This window comes from Roseovarius sp. (assembly GCF_965277045.1).
GTDB lineage: Bacteria > Pseudomonadota > Alphaproteobacteria > Rhodobacterales > Rhodobacteraceae > Roseovarius.
In genome coordinates, this window is record NZ_OZ255712.1 from 471,188 (window position 1) to 492,050 (window position 20,863).

General features: G+C 64.5%; 16 protein-coding genes, 1 pseudogene and 2 riboswitches. Of the genes and pseudogenes, 11 read left to right on the top strand and 6 right to left on the bottom strand.

All coding sequences use genetic code 11. From position 1 onward, the window contains the following. Nucleotides 1-623: 623 nt before the first annotated feature. Both ACQY4V_RS02330 and ACQY4V_RS02335 read right to left on the bottom strand, forming a co-directional pair. Nucleotides 624-1,700 carry a 2Fe-2S iron-sulfur cluster-binding protein gene (locus ACQY4V_RS02330; RefSeq protein WP_428515330.1) on the bottom strand — a complete coding sequence of 359 codons (1,077 nt, stop codon included), beginning with the start codon at nucleotides 1,698-1,700 and terminating at the stop codon, nucleotides 624-626. 4 nt (nucleotides 1,701-1,704) lie between these two features. Continuing rightward, nucleotides 1,705-2,934, bottom strand: coding sequence for an aromatic ring-hydroxylating oxygenase subunit alpha (locus ACQY4V_RS02335; protein WP_428515331.1), 1,230 nt, complete (start codon nucleotides 2,932-2,934; stop codon nucleotides 1,705-1,707). Nucleotides 2,935-3,049: 115 nt separating this feature from the next. Next, nucleotides 3,050-3,256, bottom strand: a riboswitch (cobalamin riboswitch). Between the two features lie 126 nt (nucleotides 3,257-3,382). Next, nucleotides 3,383-3,575, top strand: a riboswitch (cobalamin riboswitch). A gap of 118 nt (nucleotides 3,576-3,693) precedes the next feature. Here ACQY4V_RS02335 and ACQY4V_RS02340 point away from each other — a divergent pair. Continuing rightward, nucleotides 3,694-4,233, top strand: a pseudogene (locus ACQY4V_RS02340) (ribonucleotide-diphosphate reductase subunit beta); the annotation flags it as partial. A gap of 120 nt (nucleotides 4,234-4,353) precedes the next feature. On the opposite strand, the gene ACQY4V_RS02345 reads toward ACQY4V_RS02340, so the two are convergent. Then, nucleotides 4,354-6,390 (bottom strand): FAD-dependent oxidoreductase, encoded by a 2,037-nt coding sequence (locus ACQY4V_RS02345; RefSeq protein WP_428515332.1) that lies wholly within the window; start codon nucleotides 6,388-6,390, stop codon nucleotides 4,354-4,356. 237 nt (nucleotides 6,391-6,627) lie between these two features. Between ACQY4V_RS02345 and ACQY4V_RS02350 the strand changes: the two genes are divergently transcribed. Beyond that, a complete protein-coding gene (locus tag ACQY4V_RS02350) occupies nucleotides 6,628-7,557 on the top strand; it encodes a GNAT family N-acetyltransferase (RefSeq protein ID WP_428515333.1) in 930 nt (309 codons plus the stop codon). 12 nt (nucleotides 7,558-7,569) lie between these two features. Here the strand turns inward: ACQY4V_RS02350 and ACQY4V_RS02355 are convergent, their stop codons facing one another. Together ACQY4V_RS02355 and ACQY4V_RS02360 are read right to left on the bottom strand one after the other, a co-directional pair. Next, nucleotides 7,570-8,859, bottom strand: coding sequence for an NAD(P)/FAD-dependent oxidoreductase (locus ACQY4V_RS02355; RefSeq protein ID WP_428515334.1), 1,290 nt, complete (start codon nucleotides 8,857-8,859; stop codon nucleotides 7,570-7,572). Between the two features lie 17 nt (nucleotides 8,860-8,876). Beyond that, the gene (locus tag ACQY4V_RS02360) at nucleotides 8,877-9,542 is read right to left on the bottom strand and encodes a haloacid dehalogenase type II (protein ID WP_428515335.1); all 666 of its coding nucleotides are present in this window, start codon (nucleotides 9,540-9,542) and stop codon (nucleotides 8,877-8,879) included. A gap of 218 nt (nucleotides 9,543-9,760) precedes the next feature. On the opposite strand from ACQY4V_RS02360, the gene argE reads away from it, so the two are divergent. The 9 genes from argE (at nucleotide 9,761) to ACQY4V_RS02405 (ending at nucleotide 20,314) form a co-directional block, all read left to right on the top strand. Then, nucleotides 9,761-10,885: an acetylornithine deacetylase gene (gene argE, locus ACQY4V_RS02365; RefSeq protein WP_428515336.1), complete on the top strand. Its 1,125-nt coding sequence runs from the start codon at nucleotides 9,761-9,763 to the stop codon at nucleotides 10,883-10,885. A gap of 123 nt (nucleotides 10,886-11,008) precedes the next feature. After that, the gene (locus ACQY4V_RS02370) at nucleotides 11,009-11,848 is read left to right on the top strand and encodes a GNAT family N-acetyltransferase (protein ID WP_428515337.1); all 840 of its coding nucleotides are present in this window, start codon (nucleotides 11,009-11,011) and stop codon (nucleotides 11,846-11,848) included. Nucleotides 11,849-11,860: 12 nt separating this feature from the next. Continuing rightward, complete coding sequence (locus ACQY4V_RS02375) at nucleotides 11,861-13,240, top strand: aspartate aminotransferase family protein (RefSeq protein WP_428515338.1); 1,380 nt, start codon at nucleotides 11,861-11,863, stop codon at nucleotides 13,238-13,240. Then, nucleotides 13,237-14,148 (top strand): 2-hydroxyacid dehydrogenase, encoded by a 912-nt coding sequence (locus tag ACQY4V_RS02380; protein ID WP_428515339.1) that lies wholly within the window; start codon nucleotides 13,237-13,239, stop codon nucleotides 14,146-14,148. Before ACQY4V_RS02375 ends, ACQY4V_RS02380 begins: the two co-directional genes overlap by 4 nt. A 167-nt stretch (nucleotides 14,149-14,315) precedes the next feature. Beyond that, nucleotides 14,316-15,047, top strand: a complete 732-nt coding sequence (locus ACQY4V_RS02385) for an HAD-IA family hydrolase (protein WP_428515340.1) — start codon at nucleotides 14,316-14,318, stop codon at nucleotides 15,045-15,047. An 88-nt stretch (nucleotides 15,048-15,135) separates the two neighbouring features. Beyond that, complete coding sequence (locus ACQY4V_RS02390) at nucleotides 15,136-16,749, top strand: ABC transporter substrate-binding protein (RefSeq protein ID WP_428515341.1); 1,614 nt, start codon at nucleotides 15,136-15,138, stop codon at nucleotides 16,747-16,749. A 75-nt stretch (nucleotides 16,750-16,824) separates the two neighbouring features. Beyond that, complete coding sequence (locus tag ACQY4V_RS02395; protein ID WP_152491626.1) at nucleotides 16,825-17,784, top strand: ABC transporter permease; 960 nt, start codon at nucleotides 16,825-16,827, stop codon at nucleotides 17,782-17,784. After that, a complete protein-coding gene (locus ACQY4V_RS02400; RefSeq protein WP_222449387.1) occupies nucleotides 17,784-18,650 on the top strand; it encodes an ABC transporter permease in 867 nt (288 codons plus the stop codon). The genes ACQY4V_RS02395 and ACQY4V_RS02400 overlap by 1 nt, the downstream gene beginning before the upstream one ends. Further along, nucleotides 18,650-20,314, top strand: coding sequence for an ABC transporter ATP-binding protein (locus ACQY4V_RS02405; RefSeq protein WP_428515342.1), 1,665 nt, complete (start codon nucleotides 18,650-18,652; stop codon nucleotides 20,312-20,314). The genes ACQY4V_RS02400 and ACQY4V_RS02405 overlap by 1 nt, the downstream gene beginning before the upstream one ends. Before the next feature lie 15 nt (nucleotides 20,315-20,329). Here ACQY4V_RS02405 and ACQY4V_RS02410 read toward each other — a convergent pair whose 3' ends face one another. After that, the gene (locus tag ACQY4V_RS02410) at nucleotides 20,330-20,824 is read right to left on the bottom strand and encodes an Lrp/AsnC family transcriptional regulator (protein WP_152491629.1); all 495 of its coding nucleotides are present in this window, start codon (nucleotides 20,822-20,824) and stop codon (nucleotides 20,330-20,332) included. Nucleotides 20,825-20,863 lie beyond the last annotated feature (39 nt).

Sequence of the window (20,863 nt, forward strand, 5' to 3'; positions counted from 1 at the left end):
GGACAGAGCTTACCTCCGGGATTTCTGGTAGCAGCCTTGGGTATTAGCCAACTGCGATCCAGGCTAGGGCGGTCAAGGCCGTCTGGGCAAACCGGGGGCAAGACAGTGAGTGGTCTGTGAGAACTGTTCTCTCGGGTTGGCAGGATACTAGCTGGCCGAAGTTGTACATAGGAAGCATCATTTTTTAGTACCAAAGCTCCCGGGACGGGCTGGCAGCTGTGTCAAATCAGTATGCGGTTCGGACCCGGGTTTTTATACTGGTACGGACCTTTCGACGCGTGGTGACAGCCCGGATTCGCCTTCGGACGGGACGTCCGACCAGTTCTGCATTTCCCACCTCTCGCGCGGTCATTTTTCTTACCGCCATGGAAACGACCCGGAAATATCCTTGGGGCCGAACAGGACTTCGCGTGATGTCCTGCTGAAGTATTTCTCTAACGCGCTGTCGGGTGAGCGCCTGGAAATAGCGTAACCCGTCAGCGCGTTGGGAACAGACTGGCGTTGTTTCGTGGAAGAGGATGTCAGCGAGTGGGCCTTGGTGTCGCCAGAACCGGCGGAAGTTCAAGGCCGCCGCCGGCAAGCGATGGCCGCTGCCCGAGGCAGCGGCCGGTTCATCATTGCGTTCACACCTCCACCGACACCTTGCCAATGGGGTGCGAACAGCAGGCGAGAATATAACCCTCGGCGATATCGTCCTCCGAGATGCCACCGTTATGCACCATGTGGACCTCGCCCGCGCTTTTGCGGACCTTGCAGGTGCCGCACACGCCGAAGGTGCAGCCCGACGGGATGTTCAGCCCGTTGGTCCGCGCCGCCGACAGGATGGTGTCGGTCTCCGAGACATTCGCGCTGACACCGGAGAGGGCGAACTCGACCTCGGCCTGTGCAGCCTGGTCGGGGACGACATCGTCGATCTCGGGGATCTCTGCCTCGGTGGCCGCCGGCGCGTGGAAGCTTTCCTGGTGGTAATGCGCCATGTCGAAGCCGAGACCTTGAAGTGCCTCACGCACTGCCTGCATGAAGGGCTCGGGGCCACAACAGAACACCTCGCGTTCCAGGTAATCCTGCGCCATCAGCCCCAGCATCAACTGGTTGAACGTGCCGCGATAGCCGGTCCAGGGCGCATAGCGGTCCGGGGTTTCGACCACCCAGTGCAGGTCGATGCCCGGCACGCGGCTGGACATGTGTTCCAGCCGTTCGCGAAAGATGATCTCGCCGGGACGCCGGGCGCAGTTGATGAAGACGATATCGGGTTCCGTTCCGAGGTCGAACATCCATGTCGTCATCGACATCATCGGCGTGATGCCCGAGCCGGCCGAGATGAACAGGTACTTCTCGGCGGGGTGATCGAGATGGGTGAAAAGGCCCGAAGGCCCCAGCGCCCTGATCCGAACGCCGGGCACAAGGTTGTCGAGCATCCAGCGTGTGCCCACGCTGTCAGCCTGCGCCTTGACCGTGACCGAGATCGACCGCGGCCGCGACGGCGAGGACGAGATCGTGTAGGTCCGGTGCACGGTGCCGCCCGGCGCGGGAATTTCCAGCGTCAGGAATTGGCCCGGGCGATAGTCGAACAACGCCCCCGACGGCGCTCGAAAGGTAAAGGTCGCGGTGTTCGGTCGTTCGGGAATGACCGAAACGCATTCCAGCATCTCGTCATCCGACCAGATCGCACGGGCGGGAACGTGGGACAGATCGTTCATCGGATCACTCCGCCGCCATCGCGACAGGGTCCAGCCGCTGGCGCATCGTGTTGCAGTACCAGTCGACGAAGCCCATCACTCCGTTTTCGTGGATCGGCGAATAGGGGCCGGGTTCATAGGCCGGCGACAGGATGCCCAGTTGGTTGTCCTCGACCACGCGGCGGTCCTCGTCATTGGTGGCGAGCCAGACCTCGGACAGGCGCGTGACGTCGTAATCCACACCCTCGACCGCGTCCTTGTGCACCAGCCACTTGGTCGTGACCTCCGTCGTCATCGGCGTCAGGGGCGTGACGCGGAAGACGATGGAATGATCCGGCAGGAAATGGTTCCAGGTCGTGGGGTAATGGTATTTCAGCAGCGTGCCCGCCGTGTCATCGCTGACCCGGCCCAGCCATTTCGACACGGCGGGCTTGAGGTCCATGGTGAAGCTCTTGGCGCCGGGCAGCAGCGGCATCCGCGCGAGGCGGTATTGCATGTCGTCCGACATGCGGAACCGCGACGGGACGCCCTGTGCCTCCAGCCGGTCGAAATGCGCCTGAAGATGGGGCGGGGTGGTGCCTTCCTCGATGCCGGTCACGGTGGGGTCGTCGGTGAAGGAGCGGCAGAGGCCCGGATGGTTGCCGCCGCAGTGATAGCACTCGCGGTTGTTCTCCCACACCAGTTTCCAGTTGCCGTTCTCGACGATGGACGTCTCGAAGGCGACCTTGGCATCCGTCAGGTCATGCACCTGCAGGTAGGGCTGCGCCAGTTCCGCGAAGGCCTCGAAATCGGGAGCCTCGTCGGCCAGGCAGATATAGACCAGCCCGCTGAGGATACGGCAATGCACCGGCTTCAGCCCGTGTTTGGTGGGGTCGAACTCAGGCCCCATTTCCCGCGCCCACAGCAGCCGCCCGTCCAGTTCGTAGGTCCATTGGTGATAGGGGCAAACCAGCTTGGGCGCGTTGCCCTTGGCCACCTTGCACAGGATCGACCCGCGGTGACGGCAGGAGTTGTGGAAGGCGCGGATCTCGCCATCGGCGCCGCGCACGATGACGACGCCATAGTCGCCAACGCGGTGGGTCACGAAGCTGCCCGGCTTGGGCAGTTCGCAGGCCGGCACGGCAAAAAGCCAGTCGCGATAAAAGATGTTTTCAATGTCCGCGCGGAACACGTCCGCATCGGTATAGAATGCCTGCTCCAGCGCATGGCCCGGCCGACGCCGCGCCAGCAGATCGCTGATCGGTTGGGTGTTCATCCTTGGCCTCCCGCCGCGCGGCGCGGCGAATTCAGGCAGGAGGTCGGCACGCGCGGTCCGCAGGTGCGGCAAGCGAGGAGCCGGACCCGAAGCAGCGCCCGCACCGCCACCCGCAGTTTGACGTCATTGCAAGGCTGGTTTCCGGACTCCGGTGCGGCCCTTGTGCGGGACCTCGTGGCGCGAAACCTTCCCGGGGCTCCTCTTCCCCAGTGGTCGTGACCGCGCCCGTTGCAACACCGTTACCGTTGCGGGGGCAGTGCCGGGATTTCACCGGCTTCCCAATTCTCCGCCCGCAGGCGGCACCTTGCAACTTCTCCGATTATCACAGGTGGAACGTCGCAATATGGGAATTGCGACACTCGCTGAAGTGAAACAGACATCCTGCACGATGGGGCGGAAATCGCCTCTGCGTGGAAAACTACATATTGGGAGATTCACCCGCCAAAGCCCAATATGGTGTAGCATTGGTGCCCGCGCCTCGACATCGTGGGTGAAAAGGGAAGCCGGTGAGACACCGGCGCTGCCCCCGCAACTGTAAGTGGCAAGCCAAGGTCCGGATCCACTGGTGAGGCAACACCGGGAAGGCGGACCGAGGCGCAAGAGCCGCGAGCCAGGAGACCTGCCAAGGCACAGTGAACGACGACCGCGGGCGGAGGGCCCATGCGCGTGTCAGGGGCCCTTCAGGCCTCCAGTTCCCGTGTCCTGTCCCGCCATTCGCAAACCACAAATAAGGGACAGTGCACCATGAGCATCACCGTCTATTCCAAACGCGCCTCGCCCCTGCGCAAAAAGGTGGCCAGCGTATTCCTGGAGTCCTTCCTGTTCTACTCGGGCTTCTATCTGCCAATGCACTGGTCCAGCCGGGCGCGGCTGACCAATACCGCCGACCTGATCCGCCTGATCATCCGCGACGAGGCGATCCACGGCTATTACATCGGCTACAAGTTCCAGCGAGGACTGTAGCGTCTGCCCGAGGCAGAACGGCGGGAGATCAAGGATTTTGCCTTCGGTCTGCTGTTTGACCTTTACGAGATCGAGGCGCGCTATACCGAGCAGCTTTACGATCCGCTGGGACTGACCGAGGATGTGAAGGCCTTCCTGCGTTACAACGCCAACAAGGCTCTGCAGAACCTCGGGTTCGAGGCGCTTTTCCCCGACGAGGCCTGCAAGGTGAATCCGGCGATCATGGCGGCCCTGTCGCCCAACTCGGACGAGAACCACGATTTCTTCTCCGGCTCGGGTTCCAGCTATGTCATCGGGAAGGCCGTCGCGACAGAAGACGAAGACTGGGATTTCTGAAGCGCGGTCTTCACATTTCGGGGCGACGATCCTGTGCGAGTCCTGCCGCTGAGACGCTAGCGACCGGGGGATGTACCAAGCCCCCTCGTTCCTTCGGGGCTGACGTCGACCATGCGGGTTTCAACATGTTCTCAGAAGCCGAAGTCCGTCATAGACGGCCGCATGGATATTGCGGGATGCAACGGCGTCGCCGATCCGGAAGAGAGAAAAACCGGATTGCGCGTTGCGGATGAGGGTCTGGGGGCGTCCGGCCAGGAGAGCGTCCTGGTCCACCTCGCCCAGGTTGCGGGAGAGGGGTTTGAGGTCGAAATAGAGGTCGTCCAGGGGAATGGTGCCGTTGTTGACCACGACCTGGTCGACCTCGCGCGTGGACTGTGCGGCACTGAAATCGCTGCCCAGCTTGGCCAGCAGACGGTTGCCCGCGCGCTCGATCGAATGCAGTCGCCAGGTCACGGTGAAGGTTACATCGCGCGCCTGCATCTCGCGCAGGAAGGGGGTCAGCGTCATCGGCATCACCTCGGCTGACAGGGCGCGCTCGGGGCTGACGATCTCGACCCTTGCGCCGGTGGCCGCGATCATCTCGGCCGCTTGAAGGCCGGCCGCGTCGCCGGAATTGTCGAACACGAGAACGTTGCGGCCCGGCTGCGCATCCCCCGAGAGGATGTCCCAGCTGGACACGGTCAGGTCCTGACCGGAGCTGAGCGGTACCTCGTGGGGCAGGCCGCCGGTGGCGACGATCACCACGTCCGCGCCGGCCTTGGTGACGGTTTCGGTCTCGGCGAAGCTGTTGAAGTGGAACCGCACGCCCAGCCGTTCGCATTCGGCCATGCGCCAGCCGATAAGCGACAGGATCTCGCGCCGCCGCGGCGACTGCGCCAGCAGCCGCACCTGTCCGCCGGGGTCGTTGGCGGCTTCGTGAAGCTCGACCCGGTGGCCCCGCAGGGCGGCGACGCGCGCCGCTTCGAGACCGCCGGGGCCGGCGCCGATCACCAGCACGCGGCGGGCCGCTTCGGCGGGTTCGATGCGGTGGGGCTGTTCGCGTTCCCGCCCGGTCGAGGGATTGTGGGCGCAGAGCGCGGCGGCACCCTGAAACCGGCGGTCGAGACAGAAGTTGGCCCCGACGCAGGGGCGGATGCGCTCCTCTTCGCCGGCGGCGATCCGGCGTCCGATATCGGGGTCGGCCAGATGGGCGCGGGTCATGCCGATCATGTCCACCATGCCGGAGGCGATGGCGTGCCGCGCGGTGGCGACATCGGCCACCTTGGCGGCGTGAAAGACGGGCATTCCCGTGGCCTTGCGCAGGCTGGCGGCGGCGTCGAGATGCGGCGCGCTGGGCATTCCGTGAACCGGGATCATATCGGTCAGTCCGGCGTCGGTGTCTATATGGCCTCGGGTCACGTTGAGGAAGTCCACGAGGCCGCTGTCGCGGAGGCGTCGCGAGATTTCCATACCCTCTTCGGCGTCGACGCCGTCGGTGCACATTTCATCGCCAGCATAGCGCAGCCCCAGAAGGAAGTCCGGCCCGACGCGGCGGCGGGTCTCGGTCAGCACCTCCATCGCGAGACGCATGCGGTTTTCGAGCGATCCGCCATAGGGCGCGTCAAGGTGATTGGAGCGTGGCGACCAGAACTGATCCAGCAGGTGGCCCGTGGCGAGAAATTCGAGCCCGTCGAGGCCTGCGTCACGCATCCGTTCGGCGGCGGTGGCGTAATCGTCGATGATGCGGGCGATATCCCAGTCTTCGGCCAGCTTGGCAGCGTGTCTGTGTGCGACCTCGCGATCGTGGCTGGCGGAAATCGTGGGCAGCCAGTCGCCCCGGTCCCAGCGGGTGCGCCGGCCGTGATGGGTGAGCTGGATCATCACCGCGCAGCCATGGTCGTGGCACTCGTCGGCCAATGTGCGCATCAGCGGCACGATTTCGTCGCGATAGGCCTGCACGCCGCCTGAACTGGGGGCGCTGTCGGGCGCGACCGCGGCAGAGCCCATCGTCATCGTCAGCGCCACCCCTCCTCGGGCCCGCGCGACATGGTAGGCGCGATAGCGCTCCTTGGGCAGCCCGTCCTCGGAGTAACCCGGCTCGTGCCCGGTGATCAGCAGGCGGTTTTTGAGCGTCAGCGGCCCGATCTGGAAGGGCTGCATCAATGGGTCTTCGCGCATGGGTCGGTCTATCCTCGTTGGTGGCGGTTGTCTTGTCGCGCGGGCCGGTGCGATCCCGGGCGCGCGGGGTTCATGGGCAGCTTTGCAAAAAACAAAGCGCATATGCTGTGGTATCCGGGCCGGAAACCGCAGAAAAAACCGTGACGATTGGTCGATACTGTGTAGGAAGTGGTATTCGACCCCGCGTAGCACGGCCCGACGTGCCTGCGCCGCGGAAGATGAGGGATGTGCGTACGCATGGTAAGACAGGTTGGCGGGTCCGGAAATGACGCATTGTCCGCGGGAGACGCGCCGACGGACGACAGTTTTCGCGTGGACAAGTTCGTGGCCACCGCGCACCGGATCAGCCTGGCCGACCGGGCGCTCTTGCATGAACTGACCGTCGGGGTGTTCTGGCCGCATCGATGGCGTGATCTGGATGTCTTCATTTCGCTGGGCGAAGGGTACCTGGCGGTGGACGAGATCGGTCGCGCCATGGGGTCGGCCATGTGTTTTCGCGCGGAGCCGGATTTCGCCATGCTGGGCATGATGGTGACCGCGCCGCGGCTTCAGACGATGGGAACGGGACGTTGGCTGTTGCGCCGGGTGATGAATGAATGCCCCAAGGCGGATTTGCGGCTTAGCGCAACCCGGCAGGGATACCGGCTTTACAAGGAAGCGGGCTTTGTGCCGCTGACGACGATCCGGCAGCATCAGGGGATGACGCGGCGGGTTCAATCGCCCGATCCGGTGTCTGGCGTCAACGCGCGCGCGATGGAGGTGGAAGACACCGCCGCAATCGCGGCGCTGGATACGCAAGCGTATGGGGCGGCAAGGGACAGGATCTTGGCAGAGATGCTGCGCCTGTCCGATGGCATGGTCGTCGAGCGGGAGGGCACGATCTGCGGTTTTGCGCTGCGCCGCCGTTTCGGGCGCGGGTGGGTCATAGGGCCCGTGGTCGCCGAGACCGAGGACATCGCGATGATGCTGGCCGCCCCGCTGATCAAGCGCAGTGAAGGCGAGTTCGTGCGCCTTGACACGCCAGTGGAAAGCGAAAAGTTCAACGCCTTCCTGTCGGCCATCGGAATGGGGGTCTACGACACCGTCACCGAAATGTACCTGGGCCGGCAGCGTCGTCCGCTGGACGGCCCGCGGATGTTCGGACTGGCGGCACACTCGCTTGGCTGAGCGCGGCGGGCATCAGGACAGACGATCCTTGAGCGCAAACCACATGCCGACGAAGGGCAGGAACCAGGGACGACCCGAGTAACCCGGAACGGTCGGCCAGTCGAGGCCGGCCAGAGGGTTGGTGTCTTCGCGGCCCATGGCGAGGTCGGCGAGCGACGCGCCCACCAGGGTCGACATCTGCGCGCCGTGCCCGGAATACCCCATCCCGTAGATCATGCCGTCCATCTCGCCGGCGCGGGGCAGCCTGTCCTTGGTCATGCCCACGAGCCCGCCCCAGCAATAGTCGATCGGCACATTTGCAAGCTGCGGAAAGATTTGCGCCATGCCGGCGCGCAGGATGGCCCCCGACTTGGCGTCGGACCGCTGGTCGGACGTGGCCGAGAACCGCGCGCGTCCGCCGAAGATCAGGCGGTTGTCGGGCGACAGGCGGAAATAGTTTCCGATGTTCATGGAGGTCACGCAGGTGCGGTTGCCGGGCATGGTCGCCGCGACTTCGGCGTCGTCGAGCGGGCGCGTGGCCACGATGAAGGAGCCGACTGCGATGATGCGCTTGCGGAAGGGCTTGAGTGGGGCGGCGCCGTGGACGCCCGAGTAGGCGTCGGTTGCGGCGATCACACGCTCCGCCTGGAGGTGACCGCGCGGGGTTTCGAGCCGCCAGCCGCCGTTCTGCCTGTGCCGAGCCGTCACCGGCGCACCTTCCCAGATCCGGGCCCCGTGGTCGGAGGCGGCACGGGCCAGGCCAGTGACGTAGCGGCCCATATGCATCATCGCCGATTTCGGCTGCAGCGTCGCGCCGTGGAAGGCGCGAGAGCCGATTTCATCGCGCAGTTCGGATGCCTCGAGCCAGCGCGCCTCGGGGTCGACCTCGCGGGCGATCAAGTCGCAGTTCGCGCGCAGCCCGGCGACATGTCCGGGTTTGGAGGCGAGCTTGAGCTTGCCCGAGCGGCGGAAATCGCAGGAGATACGTTCCTCGGCGATGATGTCCTCGATCATGTCGATCGAGCGATCGTAGGCCTTGTAAAGCGCGTGGGCGCGTGTTGCGCCCAGATGTGCCTTGGCGGCGGCATAGCCATGCGCAAGGCCGTTGTTGAGATGTCCGCCGTTGCGGCCCGATCCGCCTGCGCCGACGTGCTGGGCCTCGAGCAGGGCCACCGACACGCCCGCGCGCGCCAGTCGCAGCGCGGCGCTGAGGCCGGTGAAGCCGCCACCGATGATGGCGACATCGAACCGTCCCTCGACCGGGCCATCTTGGCCGCCCTCGAAGGGCGGGGCGGTGTCGAGCCAATAGGACGTGTATTTCATGTCCGTCTCCGCGTGCATCAAAGCCCGACCAGCGCGGGCAATCCGGAGATGTCCGGAATCTCGGTATATCCATAATACGGATTGGCGGGCTCGTGGCCGCGATTGACCCAGGCCTTGTGGGTGATGCCGAGATCATGCGCCGTCATAAGATCGTAGCGGAAGCTTGACGAGACGTGCAGAATATCCTCGGGGCCGCAACCCAGCTGGTCGAACATGTATTCGAAGGCCTGCATCTGCGGTTTGTAGGCCTGCGCATCCTCGGCGGTGAAGACATGGGTGATGGGCACGCCGAGATTGGCGATGTTGTGCGGGATCTGGCTGTTCATCGCGTTGGTAAGCGCAACGAGGGGGATCTTGCCCGCGATCTTGGAGAGCCCGGCGGTGACGTCGGGATGCGGGCCCCAGGTGGGAACGCGTTCATAGATTTCGGTGGCGACGGCAGGGTCGAACGCCACGCGGTTGCGCTTGCAGGTGCGTTCGAGCGCGTTGTGCACAACCTCGGCATAAGGTTTCCAGGCCCCCAGCACCTCGTCCAGGCGGTAGGCGGAGAAATCGCGGATGAAGACCTCCATCGCGTCGGACGACAGCACCTTGCCGTAGTGATCGCGCGCGGCCTGGCCCATGTCGAAAAAGATCATGGTGCCGTGGCAGTCGAAAGTGATGAACTTGGGGGTGAAAGGCATGGGGGTCTCCGAAGGGTTCAAGATGCCTTCATCCTCGCCGTATCCGGACGGAATGGATTGCCGGGTTTTCCGCGCCCGCCGCAGGATATCGCGTTGATCGGGCGGGATGCGGCAAAAGGTGCCGTGGTATCGTGGCGATGCGATGCCCCTGATCGCCGCTTTCCATCCAGGATACACCATGCAGGCTGGCAAGCCGAAACAAGAGGAGTCGAGACGACATGCCGTTTTCGTGCGCACCCGAAGAGATGCTGGAAGAACTCGTGGGCCACGAGACGGTCGTGGGGCGTCCGAATCTGTCTTTGATCGAGGCGGTGGCGGATTGGCTGGAGGGTCACGACATATCCTGCCGTATCCTGGTTGGGCCGGAGGGCGACCGGGCCAACCTGTTCGCCACGATCGGGGATGCGGATCGGCCAGGGTATGTTCTGTCAGGGCATGTGGATGTGGTGCCGGCGGGCGAGCCGGAATGGCAGGGCGATCCATTCCGCCTGCGCAGGCGGGACGACCGGCTGATCGGGCGGGGCGCGTGCGACATGAAGGGATTTGTTGCCGCGGTCCTGGCGGCGGCGCCCGGGTTGGCCGAGATGAGCCCCGCCGTTCCGATCCACATCGCTCTCTCCTATGACGAGGAGGCGGGGTGCAAGGGCGTGCCGCACATGATCGCGGCAATGCCGGAGCTCTGTGCGCCGCCGCTGGGCTGCATCGTGGGCGAACCCACGGGGCTGGTGCCGGTGCTGGCGCACAAGGGCAAGGCCGCGCTGCGCCTGCGGGCGACGGGCGTGGCCGGTCACAGCTCGCGGCCCGACCTTGGGGTGAACGCGATCCACACGTTGTTGCCGGTGCTGCTCGCGGCCCGGGCGCAGGCGCAAGCGCTGGAGGCCGAGGGTCCGCGGGACGACCGCTTTGCGCCGCCGTGGTCCAGCCTGCAGATCGGCACGGTGGCGGGTGGCCAGGCGCTGAATATCATCCCCGAGCGAGCGGAGGCGGAGATCGAGGCACGCGCCATCGCCGGTGTCGAGCCCCGGTCGCTGCTGGCGACGGTGATTGATGCGGCGGAGAAGGCGGGTGTCGGCACCGAGTGGCTGTCCAGCTACCCGCCATTGGCACTGGACGCGGATGATCCGCTGGCCACGCTGGTGGCGGAGTTGTCGGGCCATTCTTTCGTCCGCGCCGTCAGTTTCGGGACCGAGGCGGGACTTTTCCAGCAGGCGGGCATGCCTTCGATCATCTGCGGGCCCGGCGACATCGCGCGGGCGCACCGGCCCGAGGAATACCTGACACGGTCCGAGTTGCACGCCTGCCATGCGATGATTCTGGGTCTGGGCCAGCGCTGTGCCGCATAGGGCGGCATTTCCTGCGGCGCGGGACACCGGGTGCGACAGAAAACTGCCGGACGCATTTCGCATCAGGCGGAACATGCCGATCCGTGCGGCCTAGCATCCAGAAAAATCAGCAAGAGTGAGTTCATGTCCGAGGCACCCGTGCAGACGCAGCCCGCAGAGAAACTGGAAATCCGTCCGCTTGGGGCAGAACATGTCGACGGCGCACTGGCGCTGTCTCGCCAGGTTGGCTGGCCGCACCGGAAAGAGGACTGGGACCTTGCCCTGGCCGTTTCGGAGGGGGTTGTCGCGACCGAGGGCGACAGGGTGACGGGAACCGCCTGTTGCAGCCGCTTCGGTTCCGTCGCGTTGATCAACATGATCATCGTCGACGAGGCGATGCGCGGGCGTGGCCTTGGCCGGCGGCTGATGGAGGCCGCGATGGCGCTTGGCGCAGGCGGCGAGATGCGTCTGGTGGCGACGCGCGAAGGACTGCCTCTGTACGAGAAGCTGGGATTCACGGCGACGCACCAGATCCTGCAGCATCAGGGCATCGCCCGGACCGCCGCGCGGCAGCTTGTCGTGCGCGACGGCGGCCTGTCCGACATCGGTCGCCTTGCGGATCTGGACCGCGCGGCGTGCGGGCTGGAACGGCAGGCTCTGCTAGAGCAGATCGCGGCGCAGGGTCAGGTGCTTCTGGCGGAGGAAGGCTTTGCGCTGTTGCGGGATTTCGGACGCGGGCACGTGGTCGGGCCGGTGGTGGCGAAGGACGCAGCCGTGGCGCGCGCCCTGATCGCCGAAGCGGCAAGCCGGACAGAGGGCCGTTTCCTGCGTATCGACCTGCCCGAGGCGGCTGGACTGTCGGAATTCGTCACCGCCCTGGGGCTGGAACACGTGGGCGGAGGAACCGCGATGGTTCGCACGCCTGCGCCCGCAACGCCCTCAGACTATACGACTTATGCGCTTGTATCCCAAGCCCTTGGATAATCGGAGATAAACATGCTCGCAAATTCGCTTGTTGAACTTGACCGCCGGCACCTGGTGCACCCGCTTTCCTCTTTTCGCGGGCATGAGGCGCGCGGCGTGCGCGTCATGCGGTCCGCGCAAGGGGCGCGGGTGACCGATAACGAGGGGCATGAACTGATCGACGGGTTCGCTGGACTGTGGTGTGTCAATGCAGGCTACGGCCAGGAAAGCGTTGTCGAGGCCGCCGCGGCGCAGATGCGGGAACTGCCCTATGCCACCGGGTATTTCAATCTGGGCGCGGAGGCACCGATCCGGCTGGCGGCGGAACTGGCCGAGCGGGCGCCGGGCGATCTGGACCACGTCTATTTCAGCCTGGGCGGGTCGGATGCGGTGGATAGTGCCGTGCGGTTCATCCGCTACTACTGGCATGCGCAAGGCAAGCCCGAGCGGGATCAGTTCATCTCGGTCGCGCAGGGGTTTCACGGTTCGACCTCGGCGGGCGCGGGTTTGACGGCGCTGCCGGTTTTCCACGAGGGGTTCGGTGTGCCCTATGACTGGCAGCACAAGATCCCGTCGCATTATGCCTATCGCAATCCGGTTGGGTCAGATGAGGCCGGGATCATCTCCGCATCGACCGCGGCCCTGCGTGCCAAGGCCGAGGAACTTGGTCCCGAGCGCGTCGCCGCGTTTTTCGTCGAGCCGATCCAGGGGTCGGGCGGGGTCCTGGTGCCGCCCAAGGGATGGATCAAGGCAATGCGCGAGGTGTGCACCGAGCTTGGCATCCTGTTCGTGGCCGATGAGGTGATTACCGGGTTCGGCCGGACCGGGCCACTGTTCGCCAGCGAAGAGGAAGGGATCGTGCCCGACCTGATGACGGTCGCCAAGGGCCTGACCTCGGGTTACGCCCCCATGGGGGCGGTGTTCATGCGCGACCACGTCTACCAGACGATCGCCGAAGGCGCGGGTCAGAAGCTGATCGGGCACGGGTTTACCTATTCGGGCCACCCGGTCTCCGCGGCGGTGGGCCTGGAGGTCCTGAAACTCTACGAAGGCGGGTTGCTGGAAAACGGCCGCCGGCAAGGCGCACGCCTGCAGGCCGGGCTGGTCGGGCTTTCGGACCACCCCCTGGTGGGGGATGTGCGGGGACGCGGAATGCTGGCGGCGGTGGAGCTTGTCACGGACAAGGACAAAAAGACACCGCTGCCCGCCACTGCGCTGGAGGGCGGTACGCGGCTGTTCGACCGCGCCTACGAGAACGGCTTGATCGTACGGGCTTTTGCCCAGGGCATCCTGGGTTTTGCCCCGCCGCTGTGTTGCAGCGATGCCGAGATCGACCAGATCATCGAGCGCACGCGCCGGGTGCTGGATCTGACGCTGGAAGATCCCGAGATCCGCGAGGTGATGCGCGCATGACCTTGCTGTTGATCGGACCATCCGAACGGGGGCAGGTCTGGCGTCAGATTTTCGATGAGGCCGGGGAGCCGATGGTATTCGGGGAGGACGCGGTGGACGATCCGAAGGCGGTCTCACACCTGGCCTGCTGGAACCCGCCCGATGACCTGGGGCGCTATCCCAGCCTGAAGACCGTGATCAGTGTCGGTGCCGGGGTCGACCAGATGCCACCCATGCCGCAAGGCGTCGCCCTTGTGCGCACGCTGGCGCCCAGCGTCGACGAGATGGTTCGCGACTGGGTCCTGATGGCCACCCTGACGCTGTACCGGGACATGCCGCGCTATCTTGCGCAGGCGGCGGAGGGCGACTGGCGCGCCCATCCGCCGAAACGGGCCAGTGCCGGCCGGGTTGGGATCATGGGCCTGGGCCGAATCGGACGCGCGGTCGCGGAGGTCACGGCGGCGCTGGGTTTCGAGGTTGCGGGCTGGAGCCGGTCGGGCGCGCCTGTCGCAGGCGTCGACGTTTACGGGCCGGATGATCTGAAGCCATTCCTGGCGCGGACCGACCTGCTGATCTGCCTGCTGCCGTTGACCGATGAGACGCGAGGACTGTTGTCCTCACGCGTCTTCGCAATGCTGCCCCGAGGGGCTGCGCTCGTTCATGCCGGACGCGGCGCGCAGCTGGACATGGAAGCGATGCGCGCTGCGCTGGACGACGGACACCTCAAGGCCGCGATGCTGGACGTGACAGAGCCCGAACCCCTGCCGAAGGACCATTGGGCCTGGCAGGATCCGCGGGTCATCGTCACGCCGCATATCGGCGGGCAGACGGACTCGGAAGAAGGGGCGCGTCACGCCCTGGCTGTCGTCCGCGCCAGCCGGACGGGCGATGACCTGCCCGGCCTCGTACACGGAAAAAAGGGGTACTGACGCAAAAAAATGCCCCGGCATTTCACACCGCGCAACCGGGCAAAACGAAAGAATCTGCCGCTTGGAAAGCAACTTTCGATCCCACACCGCCTGCTGACGCGGCGAGTATCAAATAAGAGCGCGTCATACCCGCAAGTAACGCGATGGCAGACAAGGAAAAGGTTCACATGACCCAGATGACAGCGACAAAGCCGTTGACCGCCTTCAGCTACGTGAGTTTCGACGTGGTCGGCACGCTGATCGATTTCGAAGCCGCGATCACCGGGGCGATTTGCAGCGTCGCGGTGGAGGCGGGTGTCGACCTCGACCGGGAGCAAATGCTGTCGTTCTACGGCGCACTGCGCAGCGATCCCGAGGCGGGACTGTTCCCGGATGACCTGGCACGGTGTTATGGCCGTATCGCCGCCGAGTTCGGGTTGCCGGACACACCGGAACTGCGCACACGCATCGTCGAGGCGGTCGGGGATGCCGACCCGTTCCCCGATAGTGCCGAGGCGCTGGCGCGGCTGGGCGAACGCTACCGGCTGATTGCCATGACCAACGCCCGCCGGTGGGCTTTCGAGCGCTATGACGCCAAGCTGGGTCATCCCTTCTGGGCCAGTTTCACGACCGATGACACGGGCACCGAGAAGCCGGACCCGGCCTTCTTTCACAAGGTTTTCGCCCATGTCGAGGCGACAGGCGGTACGCCGGAGCAGATCCTGCACGCGGCGCAAAGCCAGTATCACGACATCGGAATCTCGCGGCAGCTTGGCATGACGAATGCCTGGATCGAGCGTCGCCACGGGCAGGCCGGGTACGGCGGCACCATCAAACCCGAGGCCGTTACCGAACCTGATTACCACTTCAAATCTCTTGCGGAACTGGCCGATGCGGCCGACGGCGCCGCCGGGACCTGAGCCCGGCACCCAGTCGCGAACCGGCCGCCAGAGCCGGGCGTGGCCAAACCTGAACCAGAAACCGACTTAGCAACAGGGAAGACAAGACATGACCCACAAGAAACCGAACAACTGGACCGGGCGCGACGACGCCATGGTCGAGGATGCGCTTCGCCGCGGGGCCTCGCGCCGTGATCTGCTGAAGATGCTCATGGGCTCCGGTATCGCCCTTGGCGCCGGGAGCAGCCTGCTGATGAGTGCAAGCCGCGCCGTGGCCGAGACGCCCAAGAGCGGGGGTCACCTCAAGGCCGCGGGCTGGTCCGCCTCGACCGCTGACACGCTCGACCCCGCGAAGGCGTCGCTGTCGACCGACTACACCCGCTGCTGCGCGATCTACAACCGCCTGACATTCCTGAACGAGGCCGGCGAAGTCGAGATGGAACTGGCCGAAGCGGTCGAGTCCGAAGACGCACAGACCTGGAACGTCAAGCTGCGGCCCGGCGTCACCTTCCACGACGGCAAGACGCTGAGCTCTGCCGATGTGGTGTTCACGCTGAAGCGCCACCTGGATCCCGATGTCGGCTCGAAGGTGAACTCGATCGCGTCGCAGATGGCCGAGATTTCTGCGGTGGACGATCTGAACGTCAAGATCGTTCTGTCGGAACCCAACGCCGACCTGCCCACCATCCTGTCGCTGCACCACTTCATGATCGTGGCCGATGGCACCACGGATTTCCCCAAGGGCAACGGTACCGGCGCATTCAAGGTCGAGGAGTTCGAGCCGGGCGTCCGGTCGATCCTGGTGAAGAACCCGGATTACTTCAAGGAAAGCGGACCCTACCTGGACAGCTTCGAATACTTCGCCATTCCCGACAACAATGCCCGCGTCAACGCGCTCTTGTCCGGGGACATCCACCTGGCCGCGGCGGTCAACGCGCGGTCGCTGCGGATGATGGAAGGCCAGCCGAACGTCGAGACGATGATCAGCACCTCCGGCAATTATACCAACCTCAACATCCGCTTGGACCTGGAGCCGGGTGCGAAGGCCGGGTTCATCGAGGGCATGAAGCACCTCGTGCGCCGTGAGCAGATCCAGAAGTCGGTCCTGCGCGGCCTGGCCGAGATCGGCAATGACCAGCCGGTTTCGCCCGCGAACCGCTATCACAACAGCGAATTGGCGCCGAAGGCCTATGATCCCGAGAAGGCCAAGGCCTTGTTCGAGAAGGCCGGTCTGATGGGCCAGACAATCCCGATCATCGCGTCGGACGCCGCCAACGCGTCGATCGACATGGCGACCGTGGTGCAACAGGCCGGTGCCGAAATCGGCATGACCTTTGACGTGCAGCGGGTGCCTTCGGACGGCTACTGGTCCAACTACTGGCTGAAGTCGCCGGTCCATTTCGGCAACATTAACCCGCGGCCGACGCCGGACATCCTGTTCTCGCTTCTGTATCATTCCGAGGCGCCGTGGAACGAGAGCCAGTACAAGTCCGCGAAGTTCGACAGCATGCTGGTCGAGGCGCGCGGAATGCTGGACGAGACCAAGCGGACCGACATGTACTGGGAGATGCAGGAGATGGTCGCCAACGAGGCCGGCACGATCATCCCGACCTACATCTCGAACGTGGACGGCATGGCCAAGGAAGTGAAGGGCATGCGTCCGAACCCGCTTGGAGGGCAGATGGGCTATGCCTTTGCAGAGTACGTCTGGCTGGACGCCTGAGGCCCCGGCTGAACCAAACGCCCGCGCGTGGTATCATGCGCGGGCCACTTTCATTTTTGATACGCGAGGCGTCTGATGCTCCGCTCGACCACAACATGGATCCTTGTCGGCAAACGGCTGGGTATTGCGTTTCTGACGCTGATCATCGTGTCTTTTGCGGTGTTCTTTGCGACCGAAATGCTGCCGGGTGACGTGGCGCAGATCCTGCTGGGCCAGGCGGCGACCCCCGAGGCGGTGGCCGGCCTGCGCGATGCGATGGGCCTGAACGAACCGGCATTGCAGCGGTTCCTGGGCTGGTTGGCGGGTCTTGCCACGGGCGACATGGGGCGCTCCTACGTCAATGGCATCGACGTGGCCGAATTGTTGGGCGGGCGTTTGCAGAATTCGCTGCGGCTGGCCGGAATCGTGACGGCAATCTGCGTTCCGGTGGCGCTGACCCTGGGGATCGTCGCCGCGATGTATCGCGGTTCGTGGCTGGACCGGGCGGTCTCTGTCGCCACGATCTCGGTCATCTCGGTGCCGGAGTTCATGGTTGCGACGCTGGCCGTCCTGGTCTTTGCCGTCTGGCTCGACTGGCTGCCGGCACTGAGCTATGGCGTCAACGTGGACAGCATCGGCGCGATGTTGCGGGCCTATGCGATGCCGGTCATCACCCTGAGCTTCGTCGTGTCGGCGCAGATGATCCGTATGACCCGCGCCGCCGTGATCGAGACGATCGAGACGCCCTATGTCGAGATGGCGCTGCTGAAAGGCGCGTCGCGCCAGCGCATGGTCCTTGTCCATGCATTGCCGAATGCGCTGGGTCCCATTGCCAACGCGGTGGCGCTGTCGCTTTCGTATCTCGTGGGTGGGGTGATCATCGTCGAGACCGTCTTTAACTATCCTGGGGTCGCCAAGCTGATGGTGGATGCCGTCTCGACCCGGGACCTGCCACTGATCCAGTCCTGCGCGATGGTCTTCTGCGTCAGCTACCTGACGCTAATCACGCTGGCGGACATGGTCGCAATCCTCTCGAACCCAAGGCTACGCCAGTGATGACGACAACCAACGGCTCTTCCCGCAAATTCCGCCTGCCGACGCCCGGAAACATGGGCTACAGCTTTGGCTGGGTGGGCAGGATCGGCGCCGCGATAATCCTGTTCTGGGCGATTGTCGCGCTGGTCGGCAACTGGGTCACCCCCTATCCGGTGGGCGAGATCGTCGACTGGGACTATTTCAGCGGCGTCAGCGCGGCACATTGGATGGGCACGGATTACCTGGGCCGGGACATCTTCTCGCGGGTCCTGATGGGCGCTCGCTACACGGTGGGCATTGCCCTGGCGGCGGTGACGCTGGCCTGTTCGATCGGGGTCATCCTGGGGATGATCGCGGCGGTCATCGGTGGCTGGTTCGACACGTTGCTGTCGCGGCTGCTGGATGCGTTCAACGGCATCCCCTCGCTGCTTTTCGGGCTTGTTGTCGTAGCTGCCGTAGGCTCCTCGATCCCGGTTCTGATCCTGACGCTGGCGGCGATCTACATGCCCGGCTCGTACCGGTTCGCGCGGGCGCTGGCGGTCAATATCAACACGATGGATTTCGTGACCGTGGCGCGCGCGAGGGGCGAAGGCACGCCCTACATGATCGCGCGCGAGATCTTTCCCAACATCTTGGGGCCCGTGTTGGCGGACCTGGGTTTGCGGTTCGTCTTTATCGTTCTGGTCCTGTCGGGACTGTCGTTCCTGGGGCTCGGCGTGCAGCCGCCCTATGCAGACTGGGGCGCACTGGTGCGCGAGAATATCGAAGGGCTGAGCCTTGGAGCGCCAGCGGTGATCTTTCCCTGCATCGCCATCGCGTCGCTGACCATCTCGGTAAACATGTTCATCGACAACCTTCCCACCAAGATCAGAGACAGGGCAGACTGATGACAGATACACCACTTGTTTCCGTCCGCGACCTGCATATCGGCGCGGTGACCGACTCGGGCCGCCACGTCGAGATCATTCGCGGCGTGGATTTCGACATTGCGCCGGGCGAGATGCTGGCGCTGATCGGCGAATCCGGATCGGGAAAGACGACGATCGCGCTGTCGCTCATGGGCCATACGCGCCGCGGTTGTGACATCAAGGGCGGCACGATCCGGGTGGGCGAGCACGACATCACCGGAATGAGCGAACGCAAGCGGGCACGGCTGCGTGGGTCGGACGTCTCTTACGTTCCGCAATCGGCGGCGGCGGCGTTCAACCCCTCGAAAAGGATCATGGACCAGGTGGTCGAAGCCACGCGCATTCACGACCTGATGCCGCTGGACAAGGCGCGCGAACGTGCACGGTCGCTCTTTCGAGCGCTTGCACTGCCCGATCCCGACACGATCGGCGATAGGTATCCGCACCAGGTGTCGGGCGGGCAGCTTCAGCGCCTGTCGGCGGCCATGGCGTTGATCGGTGATCCGCAACTCGTGATCTTCGACGAACCTACGACGGCGCTGGATGTCACCACGCAGATCGAGGTCTTGCGGGCGTTCAAGCGGGTGATGGAAGACGGGGGGATGGCCGGTGTCTATGTAAGTCACGATCTGGCCGTCGTGGCGCAGATCGCGGACCGGATCGTGGTGTTGAAGAACGGCGAGATCCAGGAGCAGGGCACGACCGAGCAGATCCTGAACGCGCCGAAACATCCCTACACCAAGGAATTGCTCGCGGCTTTCGACCCGGTGCCACACGAGGCCGTCGCCCAGGTCGAACCCGAGAAGGAGACGCCGATCCTGGAGGTTCGGAATCTTTGCGCGGGCTACGGCCCGATGAAAGATGGTGAACCTTTGGCCAAGGTAATGAAAGACGTGAATTTCGAACTGTATCGCGGCCGGAACCTGGGCGTGATCGGCGAATCGGGCTCTGGCAAGTCGACACTGGCGCGGGCCGTCGCCGGAATTCTGCCGGCCTACCGCGGCGAGGTGCTGCTGGACGGGAAGGTACTGGACCCGTCGCTGGCCAAGCGCAGCAAGCAGGAATTGCGCCGTGCGCAGATCGTCTTTCAGCTGGCCGATACGGCGCTGAACCCAGCGCATTCGGTGGGTGCGATCATCGCGCGGCCCTTGAAGTTCTACAAGGGACTGCGCGGGGAGGCCTGCGAAAAACGTGTCATCGAGCTCTTGAACATGGTCCACTTGCCGCCGGTTCTGCGGCACCGCCTGCCGTCGGAACTGTCGGGCGGGCAGAAACAGCGTGTGAATCTCGCGCGTGCACTGGCGGCAGAGCCGGAACTGATCCTGTGTGACGAGATCACCTCGGCGCTGGATACGGTCGTGGCCGCCGCGATTCTGGACCTGCTCAAGGAATTGCAACAGGAGTTGGGCCTCAGCTACATGTTCATCAGCCACGACCTGTCCACGGTCGAGGCGATCTGCGACGACGTTCTGGTGATGTACAAGGGCGAGGTCGTTGAGGCTCTGCCGGCGGCGCGAATGTCCGACGAGGCCACTCATCCCTATTCGCGTCTTCTGGTTTCTTCGGTGCCGCAACTGGATACCGGGTGGCTTGCCGGGCTGGAGCAGGACCCGGAACTGCTGGCGGCTTTTTCCGACCGATAGCGCGGGCGCGGCGTGTCACTGGGTGTCGGCAAACAGCCGGGTCAGTGGCAGCTGCCGCTTGACGAACGGGGTCTTCATCACGACGAAGCTGAAATAGCGGTCGATGACCTCGCTGCGGTCGATGAGGTCCTCGATGATTTCCTGGTAGTCGCTGATACCGGACGTGACAAACTTTGCCAGATAGTCGTAACCGCCCGAAATCAGGTGGCATTCGACACAGTTGTCAATCTTTTCAAGGGCCTCCTGAAAGCGGGCGAAATCTATCTGCCGATGGTTCTTCAGCGTGAATTCGGTGAAGACGGTCAGCGTCTCGCCCAGCTTGGCAACGTTGATCAGCGCCGAATAGCCGGTGATGTAGCCGGATTTCTGCAACTTCTTCACGCGGGTCAGGCAGGGCGAGGGCGACAAGTGGACGAGATCGGCCAATTCGACATTCGTGATCCGGCCGTTGCGCTGCAACTCGGCCAGTATCCTGACGTCGATGCGGTCCAGCTTTTGCGAATTGCTCATCAGTCCTGTCCTTGCATGAAACGGCGCCCCACGCCATGC